The sequence below is a fragment of the Streptomyces sp. BB1-1-1 genome (genome assembly GCF_031597775.1).
Taxonomy (GTDB): domain Bacteria; phylum Actinomycetota; class Actinomycetes; order Streptomycetales; family Streptomycetaceae; genus Streptomyces; species Streptomyces thinghirensis.
The window spans coordinates 6,297,742-6,320,456 of the sequence record NZ_CP134203.1 but is presented as its reverse complement, the minus strand read 5'-3'; the positions used below and the strand labels follow the sequence as shown (position 1 = coordinate 6,320,456).

The following is a 22,715-nucleotide window of genomic DNA, read 5'->3' as shown; positions in this document are numbered from 1 at the left end:
ATTCACCGCTCTCCGGACGAACGCGCCGCCGAGGCGCGCCGTCGCATCGTGTTCCAACTCCGTGGGCTCCGCTTGGACCCGGTGCCCCCGGTTCCCCGCTTTCTACCAAAGCGAGGTTGCCGCAGCGCGAGCGCCGCCCGCGCACCGGGCTCGTCGCGGGCGAAGGCGATGAGCAGTCCGATGGCGAACATGGTCGGCAACAGGGCGGAACCCCCGTAGGAGAACAGCGGGAGGGGAACACCGGCGATCGGCAGCAGCCCGAGGACCGCACCGATGTTGATCACGGCCTGGGCCGTGATCCAGGTGGTCACGCCTCCCGCGGCATACCTCACGAAGGGGTCCTCCGTGCGTCCGGCCACGCGGATACCCGCATAGCCTAGAGCCGCGAAGAGGGCGAGCACCGACAGCGTCCCCGCCAGGCCCAGTTCCTCACCGGTGACGGCGAAGATGAAGTCGGTGTGCGCTTCCGGGAGTTGGCCCCATTTCTCCACACTCGCACCGAGCCCGGAACCGAACAGTCCGCCCGAGGCCAGGGCGTAGATGCCGTGCACCGCCTGCCAGCAGGAGTCGCCGGGGCCCGGGTCGGTGGCGCCGATGCAGTTCAGCCGGGCCATGCGGTTGGGGCTGGTCTTGATGAGGATGAAGCCGAGCAGCACGGCGACCGACAGCACGCCGGCGAACAGCCGCGTGGGCGCGCCCGCCAGCCACAGCAGGCCGAACAGGATCGCCGTCAGGATGATCGCCGTACCCATGTCGCCGCCGAGCATGATGAGCCCGAGCAGCATGAAGGCGGCCGGCACCAGCGGCACCAGCATGTGCTTCCACTGGGTCAGCAGTCTCTTGTCCTGCTTGCGGGCCAGCAGGTCCGCGCCCCACAGCACCAGGGCCAGCTTCCCGAACTCGCTGGGCTGGATCTGGAAGGAGCCGCCCAGCGCGATCCAGTTCTGGTTGCCGTTGACCGCCATCCCTATCCCCGGCACCTGCACCAGGATCATCAGGAAGACGGCACCGGCGAGGATCGGGTAGGCCAGCGCCCGGTGCAGCTTCACCGGCATCTTCATGGCGGCCACGAGCAGTCCGGCGCCGATCAGCGCCGCGAGGGCCTGCTTGCGGAAGAAGTACGACCCGGGCAGCGAGAGCTGGAGCGCGGTGATCTGGGAGGCCGAGTAGACCATCACCAGGCCGAGCACGGTGATCAGCGCGCTGCCGCCGAAGATCAGGTAGTACGCGGTCAGCGGCCGGTCCCAGGCGCGGCGCAGACGCAGGTACAGGCGGAGCACGGGGTTCTCGTGCGGCGGCCTCGGCGCCGGGGGTCGTTCGGCGGCCCGCTGCACGGGCGGACGTCCGGTACGGCTCTGGGGACTACCGGGCATCGCTGCCTCCGCTGTACGTCGGCATGGACCGTCCCACGCGTCCTCCCGAGGTCGCCCGGCGCAGGAGGCGGCCGGGTCAGGCGCCGAGTTCGCGAACGGCCTCCGCGAACGCGTCACCGCGCTTGTTGTAGTTGGTGAACATATCCATGGAGGCACAGGCCGGGGCCAGCAGCACCGTGTCGCCGGGCCGGGCGAGTCGCTGGGCCTCCTGGACGGCCTGGAGCATCGCACCAGTGTCGGTCCGGTCGAGGTCGACCACGGGTACTTCGGGGGCGTGTCGCGCCAGGGCTTCGCGGATCAGGGCGCGGTCGGCGCCGATGAGGACGGCACCGCGCAGCCGCTTCGCCGCTCCCGTGACCAGCTCGTCGAAGGTCGCGCCCTTGGCCAGCCCGCCGGCGATCCAGACGATCGACTCGTACGCCGCCAAGGAGGCCTCGGTGGCGTGGGTGTTGGTGGCCTTGGAGTCGTCCACGTACGCCACACCGTCGACGTCGGCCACGTGCGCGATGCGGTGGGCGTCGGGCGTGAAGGCCCGCAGCCCGTCCCGTACGGCCGCGGCGGGGACGCCGAAGGCACGGGCGAGGGCGGCGGCGGCAAGGGCGTTGGCGATGTTGTGCGGCGCCGGCGGGTTGACGTCGGAGATCTCGGCGAGTTCCTGGGCGTTCTTCTGCCGGTCCTCGACGAAGGCGCGGTCGACCAGGATGCCCTCCACGACGCCGAGTTGACCCGGCGCCGGAGTGCCGAGGGTGAAGCCGATCGCCCGGCAGCCCTCCTCGACGTCGGCCTCGCGGACCAGGTCCTCCGTGGCCTTGTCGGCGACGTTGTAGACGCAGGCGACGCGGTTGCCCTCGTAGATACGGCCCTTGTCGGCGGCGTACGCCTCCATGGAGCCGTGCCAGTCGAGGTGGTCGGGGGCGAGGTTGAGGACGGTGGCCGAGTGGGCGCGCAGGGATGGCGCCCAGTGGAGCTGGTAGCTGGACAGCTCCACGGCCAGGACGTCGTACTCCGTCTCGCCGGTGACCGCGTCCAGCAGGGAGACGCCGATGTTGCCGACGGCGGCGGTGCGCAGACCGGCCGCCTTCAGGATCGACGCCAGCATCTGGACGGTGGTGGTCTTGCCGTTGGTGCCGGTGACCGCGAGCCAGGGCGCTGCTTTTCTGCCGTCCCGGCCGCGCAGGCGCCAGGCCAGTTCGACGTCGCCCCAGACCGGGACGCCGGCCTCGCGCGCCGCCGTGAACAGCGGCTTGTCCGGCTTCCAGCCGGGCGCGGTGACGATCAGCTCGGTGCCCTCGGGCAGGGTGGCGCCGTCGCCGAGGCGCACGGTGACGCCGAGCGCCTCCAGCTCGGCCGCCTGCGCCCGCGCGCGCTCGTCGTCGCCGTCGTTGACGACGGTCACGCGCGCGCCGAGGCCGTGCAGGACCTTGGCGGCCGGGACGCCGGAGACGCCGAGGCCGGCGACGGTGACGTGCTTGCCCTGGAAGTCGAAAGGCACCGAGGAGGAGGTCACTTGTCCGCTGCCCATCCCGCGTAGAAGAGGCCCAGTCCGACGATCACACAGATGCCCTGGATGATCCAGAAACGGACCACGACAAGGACCTCGGACCAGCCTTTGAGTTCGAAGTGGTGCTGGAGTGGCGCCATCCGGAAGACGCGCTTTCCGGTGAGGCGGAAGGAGCCGACCTGGATGACCACCGACATGGTGATCAGGACGAACAGGCCACCGAGGATGGCCATCAGCAGCTCGGTGCGCGAGCAGATCGCCAGACCCGCCAGCACACCGCCGAGCGCGAGCGAACCGGTGTCGCCCATGAAGATCTTGGCCGGCGAGGTGTTCCACCACAGGAAGCCGAGACACGCGCCCATCAGGGCGGAGGCGACCACCGCGAGGTCGAGGGGGTCTCTCACCTCGTAGCAGGCGCCCGGGTTGGTCAGGGTCAGCGCGTTGGCGCAGGACTCCTGGAACTGCCAGACGCCGATGAAGGTGTAGGCGCCGAAGACCAGGACGGAGGCGCCGGTGGCCAGACCGTCCAGACCGTCGGTCAGGTTCACGCCGTTCGACATCGCGAGGATCATGAACAGCGCCCAGATGACGAACAGCACCGGGCCGATCGACCAGCCGAAGTCGGTGATGAACGACAGCTTGGTGGATGCCGGGGTGTTGCCGCGGTTGTCCGCGAACTGGAGTGAGAGCACCGCGAAGCCGATGCCGACGATGAGCTGGCCGGCCATCTTCGCCTTGGCCCGCAGGCCCAGCGAACGCCTCTTGACGATCTTGATGTAGTCGTCGAGGAAGCCGACCAGGCCCATGCCCACCATCAGGCCGAGCACCAGCAGGCCCGAGAAGGTCGGCCCCGCGTCCGCCTCCGGGTCCAGGTAGCTGGTGATCACCTTGGCCAGGAAGTAGGCGGCGACCGTCGCGAAGATGAAGGCGATACCGCCCATGGTCGGCGTACCGCGCTTGCTGGCGTGCTCGCGCGGGCCGTCGTCGCGGATGTACTGGCCGTAGCCCTTGCGGGCCAGCAGCTTGATCAGCAGCGGGGTGCCGACCAGCGTCAGGAAAAGGCCAATGACTCCCGCGAACAGGATCTGCTTCATCATCGGGCGGCAACCTCACCCTCGGCGCCGGTCTCGAGCAGCGCCGTCGCGACGCTCTCCAGACCCACCGAACGGGACGCCTTCACGAGCACGACGTCCCCCGGGCGCAACTCGCTGCGCAACAGTTCGACCGCCGCCTGTGCGTCGGACACGTGCACCGACTCCTCACCCCACGAACCCTCGTTATATGCGCCCAGTTGCAGCCATCGGGCTTCCCTGCCCCCGACCGCGACGAGCTTGCTGACGTTGAGCCGGACGGCGAGCCGCCCGACCGCGTCGTGCTCGGCGAGCGCCTCGTCCCCGAGCTCGGCCATCTTGCCGAGCACCGCCCACGTACGGCGCCCCTTGCCCATGGCCACCAGCGCACGCAGCGCGGCCTTCGTGGACTCGGGGTTCGCGTTGTAGGCGTCGTTGACGACCGTCACGCCGTCCGGGCGCTCGGTGACCTCCATCCGCCAGCGGGAGAGGGAGCCCGCCTCGGAGAGCGCGGTGGCGATCTCGTCTGCGGACATGCCCAACTCGTGGGCGACGGCGGCCGCGGCGAGCGCGTTCGACACGTGGTGCTCACCGTACAGGCGCATGGTCACATCGCTTGCACCGGAGGGTGTGTGAAGCCTGAACGAGGGCTGTCCGCTGTCCGTGAGTCGCACGTTCTCACCGCGAACGTCCGCTTCGCCGGACTCTCCGAAAAGGATCACCTTCGCCTTCGTTCGGGATGCCATGGCCCGTACGAGGGGGTCGTCCGCGTTGAGGATCGCGGCGCCGCCCTCCTCGGCCGGCGGCAGCGCCTCGACGAGTTCGCCCTTGGCCTGGGCGATCTGCTCCCGGCCGCCGAACTCGCCGATGTGCGCGGAGCCGACGTTGAGGACGAGGCCGATCTTCGGCGGGGTCAGCTCGCAGAGGTACCGGATGTGGCCGATGCCGCGGGCGCCCATCTCCAGGACGAGGAACCTGGTCTCCTCGGTGGCGGTGAGCGCGGTGAGCGGCAGCCCGACCTCGTTGTTCATGGAACCCGGCGTGAAGACCGTGGGCGCCTTGCGGCGCAGCACCTGGGCGATGAGGTCCTTGGTGCTGGTCTTGCCGGCGGACCCGGTGAGGGCCACGAGGGTGGTGCCGAGGCGCCGTACGACGTGGCGGGCGAGGGCGCCGAGGGCGGCCTGGACGTCGTCCACGACGATCGCGGGCACGCCGACGGGGCGGGAGCCGAGCACGGCCACCGCGCCCGCCTCGACGACCGCCGGCGCGAAGTCGTGGCCGTCCACCCGCTCGCCCACGAAGGCGACGAAGAGGCTGCCGGGCCCCGCTTCCCGCGAGTCCCGGACGACCGGCCCGGTGACCTGCACGGACGCGTCCGGTATGTCGTGCATCCGCCCGCCGACGACTTCTGCGATCTCGGCGAGAGAGAGGGTGATCACAAGTTCGTCCCCTGGATCAGGATCAGGATCGGCTGGATCATTCGGGATCTCATCCCTGGGTCTTCTGGATGGCTTCGCGAAGCACCTGGCGGTCGTCGAAGGGACGGACCACCCCGGCGATGTCCTGGCCCTGCTCGTGGCCCTTGCCCGCCACCAGCACGGTGTCGCCGGGCTCGGCCCGGGCGACGGCGGCGGCGATCGCGGCGGCCCGGTCCTCGAAGACCTGGACCTCGCCGCGCTCGTGCGCGGGCACGGACGCCGCGCCCTGGAGCATGGTGGCGAGGATCGCGAGGGGGTCCTCGGAGCGGGGGTTGTCGGAGGTCAGTACGGCGGTGTCGGCGAACCGGGCCACGGCGGCGCCCATCGGCTCCCGCTTGGTGGTGTCCCGGTCGCCGCCGCAGCCGAGCACGGCGTGCAGCTTGCCCTCGGTGACCTTGCGGAGCGCCCTGAGAACGGACTCGACCGCGTCGGTCTTGTGGGCGTAGTCGACCACCGCGAAGTAGGGCTGGCCCTCGTCCACGCGCTCCAGGCGGCCCGGCACCCCCGGCACCGCGGCGACGCCGTCGGCGGCCGTCTGCGGGTCGAGCCCGGCGGCGGCGAGGGCGACGATCGCGGCGAGGGTGTTCGCCACGTTGAACGGGCCGGCCAGCGGCGACTTGGCGGCGATCCGCTCGCCCTTGGGTCCGAGCACGGTGAACGTCGAGTCCAGCGGGCCGACCTCGACCTCGTCGGCGCGCCAGTCGGCGTCGGGGTGGCCCTCGGCGGAGTAGGTGACGACCGGGACGGTGGCCTCGTTCGCGAGGCGGCGCCCGTACTCGTCGTCGACGTTGACCACGCCGAACTTGCTGCGTTCCGGCGTGAAGAGCTGCGCCTTCGCCTGGAAGTAGTCCTCCATGCCGGAGTGGAACTCCATGTGCTCCGGGCTGAGGTTGGTGAAGACCGCGATGTCGAAGACGCAGGCGTCGACCCGGCCGAGCACCAGGGCGTGGCTGGAGACCTCCATGGCGACCGCGTCGGTGCCGCGCTCGCGCATCACCGCGAACAGTGCCTGGAGGTCGGTGGCCTCGGGCGTGGTGCGCTCGGACTTGATGCGCTCGTCGCCGATGCGCATCTCGACCGTGCCGATGAGCCCGGTGGACTTCGCCGTGCGCAGGCCGCCCTCGACGAGGTAGGCGGTGGTGGTCTTGCCGGAGGTGCCGGTGATGCCGATCTGGAGGAGATCGCGGCCGGGGTGGCCGTAGATCGTGGCCGCCAGTTCGCCCATCCGCGCGCGCGGGTCGTCGACGACGAGCGCCGGCAGCCCGGTGGCGGCGACGCGCTCGGCGCCGGCCGGGTCGGTCAGCACGGCGGCGGCGCCGAGGCCGGCCGCCTGGGTGGCGAAGTCGGCGCCGTGGAGACGGGCTCCGGGGAGGGCGGCGTACAGGTCACCGGGGCGGACGGCGCGCGAGTCATGGGTGATGCCCGTGACTCCGGCGGTGCTGTCCGGGGCGGTGACACCCAGCTGGTCGGCGAGTTCCGCGAGGGGTGTGGCGGAGATCCGCACCGGCCTGGGCGGTCCCGGGTAGGTCACGGGGTGGCCCTTCTGGGTGGTTTGGGACTGATCAGCGTGTGGCACGGCGGTGAGCGTACCGGGCGTACCCGCTTCCGGGCGAAGTGAGGTTGACGGACCGCTCTGGTTCCCGGGATCGGGGGTGATCGTTGTCACGGGTGGTTCCTGGTGGCTCGGTACTGAATCGGCGCTGGCTCGGTACTGGCTCGCTGCTGGTCGGGGTCTGCTCGGTCCTCGTCAGGGTTTGAAGGTCACCGGGAGGTTCGCGGGGTCGGCCCCGGTCGGCGGGACCTGAAGGGTCTTCAGGGCGAACTCCATGACCTGCTTGTAGATGGGGCCGCAGATCTGGCCGCCGAAGTAACTGCCCTCGGTGGCGTTCTGGATGGCGCAGTAGACGGTGACGCGGGGCTTGTCGGCGGGGGCGAACCCGGCGAACGACGAGGTGTACCCCTTGTACATGCCGGTGGCCGGATCCACCCGGTTGGCCGTGCCCGTCTTGCCCGCGACGCGGTAGCCGGGGATGCGGGCCTTGGTGCCGGTGCCCTCCTCGTCGTCGACGACGGACTCCAGCATCTGCGAGAGGGTCTTGGCCGTCTTCTCGCTGATCACGCGGGTCTTCTTGGGCTCGGGAGCCGGGGTGAAGCGCCCGTCGTCCTCCTTGGTGCCGCGCACGAGCGTGGGCTCGACGCGGACGCCGCCGTTGGCGATGGTCGAGTACACGGAGGCCGCCTGCAAAGCGTTCACGGAGACGCCCTGGCCGAAAGGAATCGTGTACTGCTGCGAGGTCGACCACTGGTCGGGCGGCGCGAGGATGCCCTTGGTCTCGCCGGGGAAGCCGAGCCCGCTGTAGCCGCCGAGGCCGAACTTGCGCAGGTAGGAGTGGAGCACCTTGTTGGCCTCCTCCTGGGTCTTGCCGAGTTCGCCGGTGGCCATGATGGTGCCGATGTTGCTGGACTTGGCGAGCACGCCGTTGAGCGTGAGATACCAGGTGGGGTGGTCGATGTCGTCCTTGAAGAGCCGGTCGCCGCGCTTGAGCCGGTTCGGGATGGTGAGGTGGGTCATCGGAGTGGCGGCTTTCTCCTCCAGCACGGCCGCCATCGACATCACCTTGGCGGTGGAGCCGGGTTCGAAGGCGTCCTGGAGGGCCGCGTTGCCCAGCGCGTCCGGGTCGGCGTTGGCGAGGTCGCCCGGGTCGAAGCCGGGCGAGTTGGCCATGGCGAGGATCTCGCCGGTGGCCGTGTCCTGGACGATGACGTAGCCGCCGTCCGCCTTGGACTTCTCCACCTGCCGGCTGATGGCGTGCTGGGCCGCCCACTGGATGTCGCGGTCGATGGTGAGTTCCACGTCGCTGCCGGGGACGGCGGGCGTCTCGGTGGAACCGGCGGTGGGTACCTGGCGGCCGCCGGACTGCGCGTAGCGGATCTTGCCGTCCTTGCCGGCCAGGGTCTCGTTCAGCTTCCGTTCCAGGCCGCCGCCGCCCTTGCCGTCCGCGCCGACCCAGCCGAGGATGCCGGCGGCGAGGTCGCCGCCCGGGTACACGCGCTTGCTGCTGGGGTCGGCGAAGACGCCCGCGAGGACGTTGACCACGGACTTGTCCGTCTCCGCCTTTTTGGTCAGCGCGGTCTTCAGGTCCTTGATCTGGTTCCAGACCTGCGGGGTCTGCCGGCGGGCGAGGCGGACGTAGCGCAGCTCCTTGTTCTTCGGGCGGAGCACGTCGACCAGGTCCTCCTGGTCCTCGCCGAGGATGGGCGCGAGGAGCGCTGCCGCCTGCTCGGGACCGTCGCCGACCTTCAGCTGCTCCCGGGTGAACATCGTGGGGTCGGCGGTGATGTCGTAGGCGTCCACGGTGCTCGCGAGGGCGACGCCGTTGCGGTCGGTGATCCCGCCGCGCTCGGCGGGCAGCGTGTGGACGACGTAGCGGTTCTGCTCGGCCTTGGCGGCGTACGTGCCGGCGTCGACGGCCTGCACCTGGAGGAGCCGTACGACGAAGGCGGACATCACCAGGGTCAGGGCGAGGCCGATCAGGCGCAGGCGCGGGCGGGGGCTGCCCAGCCGGATGGCGCGGGCCGCGGCCGGGCGGGGCGGGCCCGGTCGGCGGGCGGGCCGGGCGCCGGGGCCGGGCTGCCGCCGGCCGCCGGGGCGGACGGGCCTCGCGGGTCCGGGCACGCGGCGGCGCGGCGGTTCCCTGTCGGACACTTCCGTCACCTGCCGGGAGTCGGGGTCGGGGTGGTCGTCGCCGCCGGCGTGGGGGTCGTGGCCGTGGTGGCCGCGGTGCTGGGAGTGGGGGCCGGGTCGGGCGGCTCGGTACCGGCGGCGGAGGCGCCGCCGGTGGGTGCGGTCAGCGCCTCGGGGGCGAGGACCAGCGGGGCGGAGGCGGCCGTGGGCGCGGGGCTGGGCGAGCCCTTGACGGAGCCGTCGGGGGCGAGGAAGGCGGGATCGCCGCCGGGCACCATGCCCAGTTCGCGGGCGCGGCGCTGGAGGGCGCGGGGAGCGGAGTAGGCGTCGATGTCCCGCTGGAGCGCCTGCTCCTCGTCGGTGAGCTCCTTCGTCCGCTGTTTCAGGTCGTCCAGCTGGAAGGAGCCCTCACTCAGGGCGGAGTTCAGCACCAGGAGCCCGATGAGGCCGCCGCCCAGGAGGACCACCACGAGGAGGACGAAGGGCGCCCGGGCCGCCTGGCCGCGTGCGCCGCCCGGCGGGAGCAGCTGGGCGAGCCGGGCCGCCCTCCCCTTCAGTTCGGGTTTCCTACTCACTCGCCCTCCCCTCGGCCCGGGTGGACCGTCCGCACCCGTGCCTGGCCTGCCTCGCTCGGTTCACCCGATGGACTCCCTGATGCGCTGGGCGCCGCGCAGCCGTGCCGGTGCCGCCCGCCGGTTCTCGGCGATCTCCTCCTCGGTGGGAAGTTCGGCACCGCGCGTGAGCAGCTTGAGCCGTGGCGCGTAGCGTTCGGGGACCACCGGCAGTCCGGGCGGCGCGGTGTTGGCGGCGCCGGCCGCGAACACCTGTTTGACCAGCCGGTCCTCCAGCGAGTGGTACGACAGCACGGCGATCCGGCCGCCCACGCCGAGGGTCTCGACGGCGGCCGGGATCGCCCGCTCCAGGACGGACAGCTCGCCGTTGACCTCGATGCGCAGCGCCTGGAAGGTGCGCTTGGCCGGGTTGCCGCCGGTGCGCTTGGCGGCCTGCGGCAGCGCGGCCCGGATCAGCTCCACGAGGCGCGCGCTGTTGCTGAACGGCTCCTTCTCGCGCTCGCGCACGACCGCGGAGACGATCCGCTTGGCCTGCTTCTCCTCGCCGTAGGCCCGCAGGATGCGGACGAGTTCGCCCGGCGGGTAGGTGTTGAGGACCTCCGCGGCGCTCATGCCGGTCGTCTGGTCCATGCGCATGTCGAGCGGGGCGTCCTGGGCGTAGGCGAAGCCGCGGTCCGCCTCGTCGAGCTGCATGGAGGAGACGCCGAGGTCGAACAGCACGCCCTGGACGCGCGGGACGCCGAGCCGGTCGAGTACGTCGGGCAACTCGTCGTAGACGGCGTGCACCAGGGTGGCACGCGCCCCGTACGGGGCGAGCCGCTCGCCGGACAGGCGCAGGGCCTCCTTGTCCCGGTCGAGGGCGACGAGCCGGGCCTCGGGGAAGCGTTCGAGGAGCGCCTCGCTGTGTCCGCCGAGTCCGAGCGTGCAGTCGACGACCACGGCGCCCGGTTCCTCGAGGGCGGGCGCCAGCAGGTCCAGGCACCGCTGGAGCATCACCGGGACGTGTCGACTCTGGCTCAAGTGGGGCGGCCTCTCAGGTCCGGCGCGGCGTCACGCACCGCCGGGTCCCCTCCCGCTCGCTCGTGAAGGGGAGGCCTGCCGGCGCCGGAAGCGTCGGCCGGCCGGGAGCGGGAGGAGGCCGAGCCGTACGTACGCGCCGCGCACGTGGGGAGATCTGGCGGGACGTCGCCCAGGTCTCCGGGGATTTCAGTCCAGCAGGGAGAGCCTCGCCTCCCGCTTCGCGTCACTTTAGTCCACCCTGTCGCCCGGTCAATCAACCGGCCTGCGCGTCGCGGACGGCGGCGGGCACGAATCGGGGCGGGACCGTACTTCACTCGTGCGGAGGCACCCACAAGGGTCTGTGGAGTGGCTCACAACAAGGTTCGATGGCGTTCTTTGTCCCGCTTCACAGCGAGCCCGGCACAGAGGTGACCAGTAACGTCATGGTTATGACGACTTCTGCATCGGTTCCCGCGGACTCCGGGTCCGGCACGACCGGCACCGGCACCACCGTCGACGGGCTCGTCGAGGCGAACGCACGTTACGCCGCCGAGTTCTCCGACGCCGAACTGGCGGGCCGCCCCGCCCTCCAGACCGCCATCGTGGCCTGCATGGACGCGCGCCTGGACGTGACCGCGGCGCTCGGCCTGCGCAACGGCGACTGCCACGTCATCCGCAACGCGGGCGGCGCCGTGACCGACGACGTGATCCGCTCCCTCACCATCAGCCAGCGGGCGCTCGGCACCCGCAGCGTGGTCCTCGTCCACCACACGGCGTGCGGCATGGAGACCCTCACCGAGGAGTTCCGGCACGAGCTGGAGCTGGAGGTCGGCCAGCGCCCCGTCTGGGCGGTCGAGTCCTTCCGGGACGTCGACCAGGACGTACGGCAGTCCGTCGAGCGGGTCCGGACCTCGCCCTTCCTGCCGCACACGGACGACGTGCGCGGCTTCGTCTACGACGTGAAGACGGGCCGGCTCCGCGAGGTCGACCCCGCCTGATCCGGCCGCCCGCCCTGGTGATCCCGCCCTGGTGATCCCGTCGCGCAAGCAGCGCAAAGGCCGTAAGGCCCGACATATAGCGGCCAGTTGTCCACAGGCGAGTGACACGAATCGGTAACGGCAGCAAGAATGCGGGAAGTGGTGTCGTGCGGAACTTTTTCCGCACGGTGTCCGTGATTCGGGGTGGGCCGGTCCGCGGTGTGTGGCCGTCCCGGCAAGTTTGGGGTACCCCCGCTTCCCAGGGAGCGGGGGAAAGGCCGAGGAGGGCCGGGTGACGACCTATGACGATCAGGCGAGCCATGGGGGCGCCCCCGCGCGAGCGTATTCGAGCGTGGGGGATGATCTGACCGCTGTGGTCGAGCGGGTACGCGGTTCGGTGGAGAGCGTGATCGAGGGGAAACCCGAGGTCGTACGGCTCTCGCTGACCGTGCTGCTCGCCGAGGGCCACCTGCTGATCGAAGACGTCCCGGGGGTCGGCAAGACCATGCTGGCCAAGGCGCTGGCACGGTCCATCGACTGCTCCGTGCGCCGGATCCAGTTCACGCCGGACCTGCTGCCCTCGGACATCACCGGGGTGTCCATCTGGGACCAGCAGCGCCGGGACTTCGAGTTCAAGCCCGGCGCGATCTTCGCGCAGGTGGTGATCGGCGACGAGATCAACCGCGCCTCCCCGAAGACGCAGTCCGCGCTGCTCGAGTCGATGGAGGAGCGCCAGGTCACCATCGACGGCCAGACCTACGAGCTGCCCAGCCCCTTCATGGTGGTGGCGACGCAGAACCCGGTCGAGATGGAGGGCACCTACCCGCTGCCGGAGGCCCAGCGCGACCGCTTCATGGCGCGGGTCTCCATCGGCTATCCCAGCCCGGACGCCGAGCTGCAGATGCTCGACGTGCACGGCGGGGTGAACCCACTGGACGACCTGCAGCCCGTGGCGCACGCGCACGAGATCCTGAAGCTGATCGAGGCGGTCCGGGGCGTCCACGTCGCCGACCCGGTCCGGCGGTACGCCGTGGACCTGGTCGCCGCCACGCGCACCCACCCCGACCTCAGACTCGGCGCCTCGCCGCGCGCCACGCTGCATCTGCTGCGCGCGGCGAAGGCGTCCGCCGCCCTGAGCGGCCGGGAGTACGCGCTGCCGGACGACGTACAGGCCCTCGCGGTCGCCGTCCTGGCCCACCGCCTGCTGCCCACCGCCCAGGCCCAGCTCAACCGCCGCACCGCCGAGCAGGTCGTCCAGGAGATCCTGCAGCGCACACCGGTGCCCGCGGCACCCCAGCAGCAGACGGGCTTCGGCGCGTCCGCGTACGGCCAGCAACCGCCGCGGAGGCTGTGATGGACGCCGGGGGGACGGACCGGTCGGACGACGACCGGGGCGAGGGCGGCGGCTTCCGCACCGCCCTGACCGGTCTGACCACCCGCGGACGGTCCTTCCTGGCCGCCGGCATCGCCGCCGCGGTCTGCGCCTACGTGCTCGGGCAGAGCGACCTGCTCCGCGTCGGACTGCTGCTGAGCGTGCTGCCGCTGGTCTGCGCGACCCTGCTCTACCGCACGCGCTACCGAGTGGCGGGCAGCCGCCGGCTCACCCCCGGGCGGGTACCCGCGGGCAGCGAGGCCCGGGTGCACCTGCGCATCGACAACGTCTCGCGGCTCCCCACCGGTCTGCTGATGCTCCAGGACCGGGTGCCCTACGTGCTCGGACCGCGCCCCCGCTTCGTACTCGACCGGGTGGAGCCGGGCGGCCGCCGAGAGGTGTCCTACCGGGTCCGCTCCGACCTGCGCGGCCGCTATCCGCTGGGCCCCCTCCAACTGCGCCTGACCGACCCGTTCGGGCTGTGCGAGCTGACCCGCTCCTTCTCGACGTACGACACCCTGACCGTGATCCCGCGCGTGGAGGCGCTGCCGCCGGTGCGGCTGAGCGGCGAGGCACGAGGGTACGGCGAGGGGCGGCAGCGCTCTCTCGCGCTGGCGGGCGACGACGACGTGATCCCGCGCGGTTACCGCTACGGCGACGACCTGCGCCGCGTGCACTGGCGCTCCACCGCGCGCTACGGCGAGCTGATGGTGCGCCGCGAGGAGCAGCCGCAGCGCGCCCGGTGCACGGTGCTGCTGGACACCCGGGTCGTGGCCTACGAGGGCGCCGGCCCGGACTCGGCCTTCGAGTGGGCGGTGTCGGGCGCCGCGTCCGTGCTGGTGCACATGCTGGAGCGGGGCTTCTCCGTCCGGCTGCTCGCCGACAGCGGCGACTCGGTGCCCGGCGAGGGCTCCGACGGCTTCGCGGGCGCGAGCCAGGGCACGGCCGACGCGGCCGGGCTGATGATGGACACCCTCGCGGTGATCGACCACTCCGACGGCACGGGCCTGTCCCGGGCGTACGACGTGCTGCGCGGCGGGAACGAGGGGCTGCTGGTGGCGTTCTTCGGCGACCTGGACGAGGAGCAGGCCACGGTGGCCGCCAAGATGCGGCAGCGCAGCGGCGGTGCCGTCGCCTTCGTCCTGGACAGCGAGACCTGGGCACGGGAACCGGCGGACGTGCCCGGTCCGTTGGACAGGAGCGAGGAACGGCTGCGGATGCTGCGCGAGGCGGGCTGGACCGCCGTGAGCGTGCCGCGGGGCACCACCCTGGAGGAGATGTGGCGCCTGACGGACCACGAACGCACCGGCCTCGCGGCGGCGAGCGGCGGGGAGGGCACGCGATGAGCGGGAAGGCGCGGCCGGCGCGGTACACGGGGCAGGCGGCCAGGCCCCGACGACCCGCGCGGCAGACGGACCACGAGCACACCCGACAGGCGGACCACGCGCACACCCGCACCGCGACGGTCACGGGCCGGGAGGGCACGCGATGAGCGGGCGGGCGCGGCTGGCGCTGTGTGCGTGGGCGGCGACGCTGATGGCGGCGTGCGCGCTGCTGCCCCTGGTCGACCCGGCCACCTGGATCCTGCAGGCCGCGTTGCTGCTGGGGGTCCAGTCCGCGGTGGGCGCGGCGGCGCGCCGGGTGCCGCTGGCCCGGCCGCTGACCATCGCCGCGCAGGCCGTGGTCACGCTGGTGCTCCTGACCCTGGTCTTCGCCCGGCAGCACGCCCTCGCCGGGCTGATTCCCGGCCCGCAGGCCTTCCAGCGCTTCGCCGACCTGCTGCAACAGGGCGGCGACGACATCGCGCGGTACGCGATCCCCGCGCCGCTGGAGTCCGACGGCATCCGGCTGATGCTGGTCGGCGGCGTCCTGGTCATCGGCCTGCTGGTGGACACTCTCGCGGTGACCTTCCGCAGCGCCGCCCCGGCCGGGCTGCCGCTGCTCGCGCTGTACTCGGTGGCCGCCGGGCTGTCCGAGGGCGGCACCGACTGGCTGTGGTTCCTGGTCGCGGCGGCCGGCTATCTGATGCTGCTCCTGGCCGAGGGACGTGACCGGCTCTCGCAGTGGGGCCGGGTCTTCGGCGGCGCGCCACGCACCCCGGGCGGGGAGCAGGACGGCGTGGTCGCTCCCGTCCGCACCGGGCGGCGCATCGGCGCGTTCGCGCTGGGCATCGCCCTGGTGGTGCCGCTCGCCCTGCCCGCGATGAACGGCGGGCTGCTGGACAGCGCCAGGACGGGCGTCGGTTCCGGGACCGGGGGCGGCGGCACGATCTCCGCGGTGAACCCGCTGGTCTCGCTGCGCGACAGTCTCAACGTCGACGAGAACCGGCAGGTCCTCTCCGTCGAGACCGACTCCGACGACATATCGAACCTGTACCTGCGCATCGTGTCCCTGGACGACTTCGACGGCACCACCTGGAAGCCGTCCAAGCGGAACATCACCGCCGTGCCGGACGGCACGTTCCCCACGCCGATCGGCCTCGGCCCAGAAACCAAGCGCACGCAGACCCGCACCACCATCGCGGCCGCGGACTGGTACGCCCAGGACTGGCTGCCGATGCCGTACCCACCGAGCGGCGTGCGGATCGCGGGCAACTGGCGCTACGAACCCGTCGGCATGACACTGGTCGGCGATCACGGGCAGAACACACGCGGGCTCACGTACGAGGTGCGGAGCCTGAACGTGCAGCCGACGGCGGACCAGCTCGCCGCCGCGCCGCAGCCGTCCGCGGCGCTGAAGCGGGAGTACACCGAGCTGCCGGACTCGCTGCCCGATGTGGTCGCCCGGGTCGCCCGCGAGGTGACCGCCGGTGCGGCGAACCCTTACGAGCAGGCGGTCAAGCTCCAGGAGTACTTCGCGATCAACGGCGGTTTCGAGTACGACACCCAGGTCAAGGTCGGCAGCGGTTCGCAGGCGATCGCCCGCTTCCTGGAGGACAAGCAGGGCTTCTGCGTCCACTTCTCCTTCGCCATGGCGGCGATGGCCCGCTCGCTGGGCATTCCGGCCAGGGTGGCGGTCGGCTTCGCGCCGGGCTCCCCGCAGGCCGACGGCTCGGTCTCGGTGGGGCTGCGGGACGCGCACGCCTGGCCCGAGGTGTACTTCGAGGGCGTGGGCTGGACCCGCTTCGAGCCGACGCCGACCCGTGGCTCGACCCCGTCGTACACCCTGACGGAGACGCCGGGCAGTTCGGTGCCGGACCCCGCGCTGCCGTCCCGGAACGCGGAGACGGAGCCGTCGGCGGCGCCCTCGGCGAGCGAGAGCTGCACGGCCCAGGACAAGAAGCTGGGCGCCTGCGCCAGCGAGTCCGCGGCGGCCGTGCCGGTCACCGGCGGAAACGGGCCGAAGTGGTACGCGGTGCTGGCCTGGGCCGCGGGTGGGCTCGCGGTGCTGCTGTTCCCGTTGGCGCCGTTGCTGTGGCGGCTGCGTGTCCGGTCGGTACGGCTGGGGGCGCACGGCCGCACGGAGGCGGACGCGGGTCCGCACACTCTGGCGGTCTGGCAGGAGCTGACCGATACGGCATGGGACTTCGGGATCATGCCGGAGGAGTCGCAGACCCCGCGCAAGGCGGCGGCCCGGATCGTCCGGCTCGGGCAGCTCGACCCGACGGCCGCCGCGGCGGTGCATCGGGTGGCGGACGCGGTGGAGCAGGTTCTCTACGCGCCACGGCCCCGCCTGACTGCCGGTCTCACCGAGGACGTCCACCGGGCGAGCGCCGGTCTACGGGCCACCGTCAGCCGCGGCACACGGCTGCGCGCGCTGCTCGCCCCGCGTTCGACCGTACGGGTGGCCTGGACGCTGTCGGCCCGGTGGGCTGCCCTGAAACAGCGGGCAGCGGCGGCCCGACCGACGCTGCGGAAGCCGTCCGGACAGCAGGGCTGAAACGACGGCGCGGGGACACGGCTTGGGCGGGGGCCCGGTGGGCCGGTCGGCCTTGCTTCCGGGACCCGGGGCCCGGAGCACCCGGGCTCATGGGCTCATGGGCTCATGGGCTCATGGGCTCATGAGCTCCGAGTGGGTCGGGCCACGCCCGGGGCGGACATGGGTACGCGTGAGGGGGTGACCACCCGGTCGGTGGTCACCCCCTCACGCAGATGCCCTGGTGAGTGGCGGCTCGGGCGCTACTGGCCGCCCTGCTGCTCGTCCCTGCGCCGTTGCCAGCGCTCGTCGATGCGGTCCATCATGGAGCGCTTCTGCCGTTGCTGACGGCGCCCCTGCGGTCCGGCGGCGGCGGCCGGCTGCTCGCCCGGCTTCGGCGCCTTGCGCCAGCCGGTCACGGCGAGGACCGCGCAGCCCAGCATGACGAGGAAGCCCACCACACTGAGCCAGACCTGCTGGGCGACCATACCGGCCATGAGGAGCGCAATACCTACGAGGAAGCCCGCGACCGCCTGGTAGACCCGTCGCCGGGTGTACGTACGCAGCCCGCTTCCCTCGAGCGCTGTCGCGAACTTGGGATCTTCGGCGTACAGCGCTCGCTCCATCTGCTCGAGCATGCGCTGCTCGTGCTCCGAGAGCGGCACGGAGTCCTCCTCATCGTGCAGTCGCCGGGGCGACCCGGGGGGGTCCCTTCAGGATAGGCAGGGAATCGCCCCCGTGAAACCCGCCCCTCTACGCCAATTGGCCAACCGGTCTCCGTCATGGCCGTGCCGGCTCGCTGAAGTTCACATTCCCCAGCGGCCGACCCGTCATGCCGGGCGGTCTCCCTCGATCATACGGCGACTGGCCCCCGTTCGGGGGGCCTGTGGCGTACTCCATCTGCAGTCGCGTCCCTGATCAGGGCCTTACCCCACCAGGTGGCTCAAGCCTCTTGGGCCCCTCGTGTCTCACCGAGCACGTGAAGCTGTGTGGCCACGGAGTGGAACGCGGCGAGTTCGGCCGCCGCGGCCTCCAGCTTCAGCAGCGCCTCCATGGCGCCGGGCTCCGTGTCCACCAGTACGCCCGGAACGAGGTCGGCGAAGACCCGCACGCCGTGCACGGCGCCGATCCGCAGCCCCGCGGCCTCGACCAGTCCGGTGAGCTGTTCGGCGGTGAACCGGCGCGGCACGGGGTCACCCGTGCCCCAGCGGCCGTCCGGGTCGTCGAGGGCCTGCCTGGCCTCCGTGAAGTGGCCGGCGAGGGCGCGCGCGAGCACGGCCCCGCCGAGCCCCGCGGCGAGCAGGCTGAGGACGCCCTCGGTGCGCAGGGCGGTCACGACGTTGCGGATGCCCTCCGCGGGGTCGTCCACGTACTCCAGGACGCCGTGGCACAGCACCACGTCGTAGCCGCCGCGCTCGACCACGTCGAAGAGGCCGTGGGCGTCTCCCTGGACGCCCCGCACCCGGTCGGCGACGTCGGCCTCGGCGGCGCGGCGCTCCAGGGCGAACAGGGCGTTGGGGCTCGGGTCGACGACGGTGACGCGGTGGCCGAGGCCGGCCACGGGCACCGCGAAGTTGCCGCTGCCGCCCCCGGTGTCCAGGACGTCCAGTGCCTGGCGGCCCGTGGCCTTGACCCGGCGGTCGAGGGCGTCCTGGAGGACGTCCCAGACCACGGCGGTACGGAGGGCGGCTCGGGAACGCGAGGGCTCGGAGCGCGGCGACGCCGTTTGCGGGCGGGGTTGGGAGACGGGCGGGCGCATCGGGTCCGACACGGCAGTTGACTCCTCGGCGCGGCACCGCCTCGGGCACGGGCGGAGCGAACGGGCTGCCGCCCCGGCCCGGTGCGGGAAGGGGCAGGCTTCAGGCGCCTCCCACCCTATTGCCTCCGGTACGCCGACCGGTCACCCCGTGCCACCGTCCCCGCACGTGCCCCGCGGGGCCCTGCCCGGAGCTGCACCACGCGCCCGGCCCCGGAGTCGCACGACGCGCACCTCCGCCCGGAGGCGCACCAGGCGCCCCCGCTCGCAAATGTACCTACGCGCCCCACCCGGAGGCGGACCACACCCCCGCCCGAAGGCGCACCGCGCACCCCGCCCGGTGGCGGCGCCCGGTGGGCCGGGGTCGGCGCGCTCAGCCCGCGTCCGGCAGCTCGCGGGCCACGCGGTCCCCGCCCGACCGCTCCCTGCCCGGTCGGTCGAAGGCCGGACGGTCTGCGCCATGGCGGCCGGAATCGGAGCGCCCGGAATCGGGACGGTCGGCGTCGGAGCGCCCGGAACCGAGACGTCCGGGACCGGGGCGCCCGGAATCGGGGCGGCCGGAATCGGGGCGCCCGGAATCGGGACCGCCGGAATCGGGGCCGCCGGCGTCGGGGCGCCCGGCGTCGGAGCGGCCCGGCGCGGCGTCGCCGGGGGCGGCGTGGTCCGGGGCCGGGTGGTCCGTGTCGGGGCGGGGCTGGGGCAGGACCGGCTGGAGGACCAGCATCCGCTCCACGAGGCGCAGGAACATCGCCACGTCGCGTATCAGGTCGTCGGCGTCCCGGCGGTTGGCCGCGCCCTCGATGCCCGCCTCGGCCCGTGCCCGGCGCCGGGCGCCCGAGGCGAACAGCGCGCTCCAGTCGGAGAGCTCGGGCGCGATCTCGGGGAGCACTTCCCAGGCGCTGCGGATACGGGCCCGGGCGCGCGGGGTGGTCTCGGGGCGGCCTCGCGCGGCGAGCACCGCGGCGGCGGTGCGCAGGGCGGCCAGATGGGCCGTCGCGTAGCGCTCGTTCGGTGTCTCGAGGACGGTGGCCTCCTCCAGTCCGGCCCGGGCCTGGGCGAGCAGGTCGAGGGCGGCGGGCGGGGCGGTTGTCCGGCGGAGCACGGGGTGCACGTCGCTCGCCGGGCCGGTCAGTGAGGGTGCAGGGCCGGCTGCGCGGCGCCGCCGGGCGGCGGCTGCGGACGAGTGGGCCATGACGATCCTCCTGTCGTCTCCGTGACGGCACGCTCTGCCACGAGGCGCCGTATGTGCCCATAGTGAGGTATGCCACTGACAATCCGTTCTGACCTGGGCTTTCGCTTCGCTCGTAGGTTCGGTTCGGCTGCTTGCCCCGACCGGTCGGCGCACCGCGTCCGGCCGACCGCACCCGGAGCGGAGCCGTGCACCCTGCGGTGACACCCCCAGGAAGAGTGCTGTGACAATCGGGGCATGGAAAGCAGCAGCGCCACCTCGCAGGGCAGCAGCCGCCGCGAGGCCACCCGGCAGAAGCTCTACGAGGCGGCCGTCACCCTCATCGCCGAGCAGGGCTTCTCCGCCACCACCGTGGACGAGATCGCCGAACGCGCCGGGGTCGCGAAGGGCACGGTCTACTACAACTTCGCCAGCAAGTCCGTCCTCTTCGAGGAGCTGCTGCGCCATGGTGTCGGGCTCCTCACCGCGTCGCTGCGGGAGGCGTCGGAGCGGACGGCGCGGGAGGGCCGCGGCCGGGTCGACGCCCTGGACGCGATGATCCGCGCGGGGCTCGTCTTCATCGACCGCTACCCGGCCTTCACCCAGCTGTACGTGGCCGAGCTGTGGCGTACCAACCGGGCCTGGCAGTCCACGCTGCTGGTGGTCCGGCAGGAGGCGGTCGCGGTCGTGGAGGGCGTGCTGCGCGAGGGCGTGCGAAGCGGTGAGTTCAGCGAGGAGATCGACGTGCCGCTGACCGCCGCCGCGCTGGTCGGCATGGTCCTGGTGGCCGCGCTGGACTGGAAGTCGTTCCAGCCGGAACGCTCCCTCGACGACGTGCACTCGGCCCTGTCGCGGCTGCTTCAGGGGCGCGTGAGCGGCCGCCCCTGAGCCACCGCGTCCCGCCGGCCGAGCACGAAGAGCGCCGGTCCGTGGTGGCCGCGTCCCCCGCGGGCCACCGTCGGACCGGCGCCTTCTCCTGCTCCCCCGTACGTCCCCCCGTTGGAACCCCCGTTCTCGGTCGTTCCCCCGGGTTCCCCCGTGCCTCGCTCCCGCCGACCGCGGCCGGCGGAAGGAGCGGATCGCGGGCCCGGCTCCGTTCCGGCGCCCCGTGTCGCCGGTTCCGGAGCCGTGCCCCTCTCCGTGCCTCCACTCTCTCGTTCACGCGGGCGGAGTCCCATCCGCGCGCGTACTCATCTGGGCGGCTAGGTACGGGTACTCAGCCGTGCGCATCCCGGCTCACGGCGGCGCGTGTCCGGCCGGTCACCCGCGCGCCCGTCGCGGTACTCAGACCGGCCCCGTCGCCGGCCGTTCCCGCAGGTGCACGGCCCGGCGGCCCCTGGGACCGGTGGGTCGGCGGCGGCGGATAAAGTCCCTGGCATGGCACGGATTGCGGTGATCGGCGCCGGGATGGGCGCGATGGCGGCCGCCGCCCGGCTGGCCGTCGCGGGCCACCGGGTGGCGGTGTACGAACGGACCGGGACGTACGGCGGAGCCCTGCGCCGCGTCGAGCGGGACGGCTTCTCCTTCGACACCGGACCCGGTCTGCTGCCGCTGCCCGCGGTCTGGCGCGATCTGTTCGTGAAGACCGGCAAGGAGCCGCTGGAGTCCTGTGTCGAGCTGGTCCAGGTCGACCCGTCGTCACGGCACGTGTTCGCGGACGGGACGCGGGTGTCGCTTCCGAACGCGTCGCGGGCGGGCGTCGTCGCCGCCCTGGACGAGGCACTCGGCTCGACCGCCGCGCGGCGCTGGGGCGACTTCCTGGTGCGGGCCCGGGAGACCTGGGACCGGACGCGCCGCCCGCTCCTCGAGGAGCCGCTGTGGCCGAACTGGAAGGTGCTCGCCGAGCGCGAGCCCTATCCCGCGGTCCCGCACAAGCGGCTCCTGCGCACCCGCCGGGCCGGCACGCTCGCCGAGGTCGGCGCCTGGGAGCTGCGGGACGCCCGGCTCGCCGCCCTCCTGGAGAGCCACGCGCTCGCGTACGGCCTGGATCCCCGGACCGCCCCGGCGAACACCGCCGTCCTGCCGTACATGGAGTACGCCTTCGGTGTGTGGTACGTGCGCGGCGGCGGTCTGCGGGAGCTGGCGCGGGCGGTGTACGAACGGTGCCTGGCCCGCCGGGTCGAGTTCCACTTCGGCGCCGAGGTCACGGGGATCGCCGAGAAGGACGGCCGGGTGGCGGGCGTACGGCTGGCCGAAGGCGTGGTGGCCGAGGCGGAGTTCGTGGTCGCCGGTGTGGCACCCGGTGTGCTGGACCGCCTCTGCGGCGGGTCGGCGGTGCGGGGCGACGGCGAGGTGCCGCCGCAGCACGGTGGAGCGAGCCGGCTGACGGTGCTGCTGGCGCTGCGGGGCGGCCGTCCGGAGGGCACCGCGCACCGGACGGTGGTGCACGCGCCGGACCGCGAGGCCGAGCTGGAGGCGCTGTTCGGCCCGGCACCCGGCCTGCCCGCGCGCCCGACCGTCACGGTCCTGCGTCCCGAGGACCCGGTGCTGGTCCCGGACGCGGACCACGAGGCGGTCACCCTGACCTCGGTGGTGCCCGCGGGCGGCGAAGCGGACACCGAGGACCACGCCGAGCGCCTCGTCGAGGCCGCGGAGCGTGCGGTACCGGGTCTGCGCGACCGTCTCCTGTGGCACGAGGTGCGCACCCCTGCCGATGTCGCGGCGGATACCGGGGTCGCGGGTGGCGCGGTTCCGGTGCCGGCGCTGGCGGGGGCAGGCGGACGGCTGCTGCACCCGGCGAACGGCACGCGCGTGGGCGGGCTGTTCACGGTCGGCGGCTGGTCCCACCCCGGCGGCGGGCTGCCGCACGCGGGAATGTCGGGCGCGCTGGTCGCCGGACTGATCGTGGAGGGACCGGAGTTCCGGGGCTCCCAGTGAGCGGCAGGGGTCGGCCGGCCACCGAGCCACTG

16 protein-coding genes and 1 pseudogene are annotated in these 22,715 nt (G+C 72.8%); 6 read left to right on the top strand and 11 right to left on the bottom strand.

The genetic code is table 11. The features are described 5' to 3' along the window. Positions 1 to 2: 2 nt before the first annotated feature. The 8 genes from ftsW to rsmH all read right to left on the bottom strand — a co-directional run bounded on the left by ftsW (position 3) and on the right by rsmH (position 10,699). Entirely contained in the window at positions 3 to 1,373 is a 1,371-nt protein-coding gene (gene ftsW, locus RI578_RS28910; RefSeq protein ID WP_310873807.1) for a putative lipid II flippase FtsW, read from the bottom strand. Between the two features lie 76 nt (positions 1,374 to 1,449). Next, positions 1,450 to 2,865 (bottom strand): UDP-N-acetylmuramoyl-L-alanine--D-glutamate ligase, encoded by a 1,416-nt coding sequence (murD, locus tag RI578_RS28905; protein ID WP_310875887.1) that lies wholly within the window; start codon positions 2,863 to 2,865, stop codon positions 1,450 to 1,452. A gap of 11 nt (positions 2,866 to 2,876) precedes the next feature. After that, positions 2,877 to 3,968, bottom strand: a complete 1,092-nt coding sequence (gene mraY, locus RI578_RS28900; RefSeq protein ID WP_121746548.1) for a phospho-N-acetylmuramoyl-pentapeptide-transferase — start codon at positions 3,966 to 3,968, stop codon at positions 2,877 to 2,879. Then, positions 3,968 to 5,383: a UDP-N-acetylmuramoyl-tripeptide--D-alanyl-D-alanine ligase gene (gene murF, locus RI578_RS28895; RefSeq protein WP_310873806.1), complete on the bottom strand. Its 1,416-nt coding sequence runs from the start codon at positions 5,381 to 5,383 to the stop codon at positions 3,968 to 3,970. Before murF ends, mraY begins: the two co-directional genes overlap by 1 nt. Positions 5,384 to 5,432: 49 nt before the next feature. After that, a complete protein-coding gene (locus RI578_RS28890) occupies positions 5,433 to 6,953 on the bottom strand; it encodes a UDP-N-acetylmuramoyl-L-alanyl-D-glutamate--2,6-diaminopimelate ligase (RefSeq protein WP_310875886.1) in 1,521 nt (506 codons plus the stop codon). A 216-nt stretch (positions 6,954 to 7,169) separates the two neighbouring features. Then, a complete protein-coding gene (locus tag RI578_RS28885) occupies positions 7,170 to 9,137 on the bottom strand; it encodes a penicillin-binding protein 2 (RefSeq protein WP_310873805.1) in 1,968 nt (655 codons plus the stop codon). Next, entirely contained in the window at positions 9,134 to 9,682 is a 549-nt protein-coding gene (locus RI578_RS28880; protein WP_310873804.1) for a septum formation initiator family protein, read from the bottom strand. Before RI578_RS28880 ends, RI578_RS28885 begins: the two co-directional genes overlap by 4 nt. Before the next feature lie 60 nt (positions 9,683 to 9,742). Beyond that, positions 9,743 to 10,699, bottom strand: coding sequence for a 16S rRNA (cytosine(1402)-N(4))-methyltransferase RsmH (rsmH, locus tag RI578_RS28875; protein WP_310873803.1), 957 nt, complete (start codon positions 10,697 to 10,699; stop codon positions 9,743 to 9,745). 428 nt (positions 10,700 to 11,127) lie between these two features. Between rsmH and RI578_RS28870 the strand changes: the two genes are divergently transcribed. From RI578_RS28870 to RI578_RS28855, 4 genes are all read left to right on the top strand, one after another. Continuing rightward, the gene (locus tag RI578_RS28870) at positions 11,128 to 11,676 is read left to right on the top strand and encodes a carbonic anhydrase (RefSeq protein WP_310873802.1); all 549 of its coding nucleotides are present in this window, start codon (positions 11,128 to 11,130) and stop codon (positions 11,674 to 11,676) included. A gap of 271 nt (positions 11,677 to 11,947) precedes the next feature. Beyond that, positions 11,948 to 13,009 (top strand): AAA family ATPase, encoded by a 1,062-nt coding sequence (locus RI578_RS28865; protein WP_383558652.1) that lies wholly within the window; start codon positions 11,948 to 11,950, stop codon positions 13,007 to 13,009. After that, the gene (locus tag RI578_RS28860) at positions 13,009 to 14,373 is read left to right on the top strand and encodes a DUF58 domain-containing protein (RefSeq protein ID WP_310873800.1); all 1,365 of its coding nucleotides are present in this window, start codon (positions 13,009 to 13,011) and stop codon (positions 14,371 to 14,373) included. Before RI578_RS28865 ends, RI578_RS28860 begins: the two co-directional genes overlap by 1 nt. A gap of 142 nt (positions 14,374 to 14,515) precedes the next feature. Further along, positions 14,516 to 16,906: a DUF3488 and transglutaminase-like domain-containing protein gene (locus RI578_RS28855; RefSeq protein WP_310873799.1), complete on the top strand. Its 2,391-nt coding sequence runs from the start codon at positions 14,516 to 14,518 to the stop codon at positions 16,904 to 16,906. A gap of 239 nt (positions 16,907 to 17,145) precedes the next feature. Here the strand turns inward: RI578_RS28855 and RI578_RS28850 are convergent, their stop codons facing one another. From RI578_RS28850 to RI578_RS28840, 3 genes and pseudogenes are all read right to left on the bottom strand, one after another. After that, positions 17,146 to 17,547 carry a spore wall synthesis complex protein gene (locus RI578_RS28850; protein ID WP_310873798.1) on the bottom strand — a complete coding sequence of 134 codons (402 nt, stop codon included), beginning with the start codon at positions 17,545 to 17,547 and terminating at the stop codon, positions 17,146 to 17,148. 278 nt (positions 17,548 to 17,825) lie between these two features. Further along, positions 17,826 to 18,653 (bottom strand): methyltransferase, encoded by an 828-nt coding sequence (locus RI578_RS28845; protein WP_310873797.1) that lies wholly within the window; start codon positions 18,651 to 18,653, stop codon positions 17,826 to 17,828. A gap of 586 nt (positions 18,654 to 19,239) precedes the next feature. Continuing rightward, positions 19,240 to 19,830: pseudogene (locus tag RI578_RS28840) on the bottom strand (SAV_6107 family HEPN domain-containing protein); the annotation flags it as partial. A 234-nt stretch (positions 19,831 to 20,064) separates the two neighbouring features. Between RI578_RS28840 and RI578_RS28835 the strand changes: the two are divergent. Then, positions 20,065 to 20,694 (top strand): TetR/AcrR family transcriptional regulator, encoded by a 630-nt coding sequence (locus RI578_RS28835; protein ID WP_310873796.1) that lies wholly within the window; start codon positions 20,065 to 20,067, stop codon positions 20,692 to 20,694. Between the two features lie 489 nt (positions 20,695 to 21,183). Next, positions 21,184 to 22,683 carry an NAD(P)/FAD-dependent oxidoreductase gene (locus RI578_RS28830; protein ID WP_310873795.1) on the top strand — a complete coding sequence of 500 codons (1,500 nt, stop codon included), beginning with the start codon at positions 21,184 to 21,186 and terminating at the stop codon, positions 22,681 to 22,683. Positions 22,684 to 22,715 lie beyond the last annotated feature (32 nt).

Excerpts from the sequence above, each read along its gene's own strand:
- RI578_RS28830 (WP_310873795.1), top strand. The coding sequence starts at position 21,184 with ATGGCACGGATTGCGGTGATCGGCGCCGGGATGGGCGCGATGGCGGCC.
- mraY (WP_121746548.1), bottom strand. The coding sequence starts at position 3,968 with ATGAAGCAGATCCTGTTCGCGGGAGTCATTGGCCTTTTCCTGACGCTG.
- RI578_RS28855 (WP_310873799.1), top strand. The coding sequence starts at position 14,516 with ATGAGCGGGCGGGCGCGGCTGGCGCTGTGTGCGTGGGCGGCGACGCTG.
- RI578_RS28870 (WP_310873802.1), top strand. The coding sequence starts at position 11,128 with ATGACGACTTCTGCATCGGTTCCCGCGGACTCCGGGTCCGGCACGACC.
- ftsW (WP_310873807.1), bottom strand. The coding sequence starts at position 1,373 with ATGCCCGGTAGTCCCCAGAGCCGTACCGGACGTCCGCCCGTGCAGCGG.
- RI578_RS28835 (WP_310873796.1), top strand. The coding sequence starts at position 20,065 with ATGGAAAGCAGCAGCGCCACCTCGCAGGGCAGCAGCCGCCGCGAGGCC.
- RI578_RS28860 (WP_310873800.1), top strand. The coding sequence starts at position 13,009 with ATGGACGCCGGGGGGACGGACCGGTCGGACGACGACCGGGGCGAGGGC.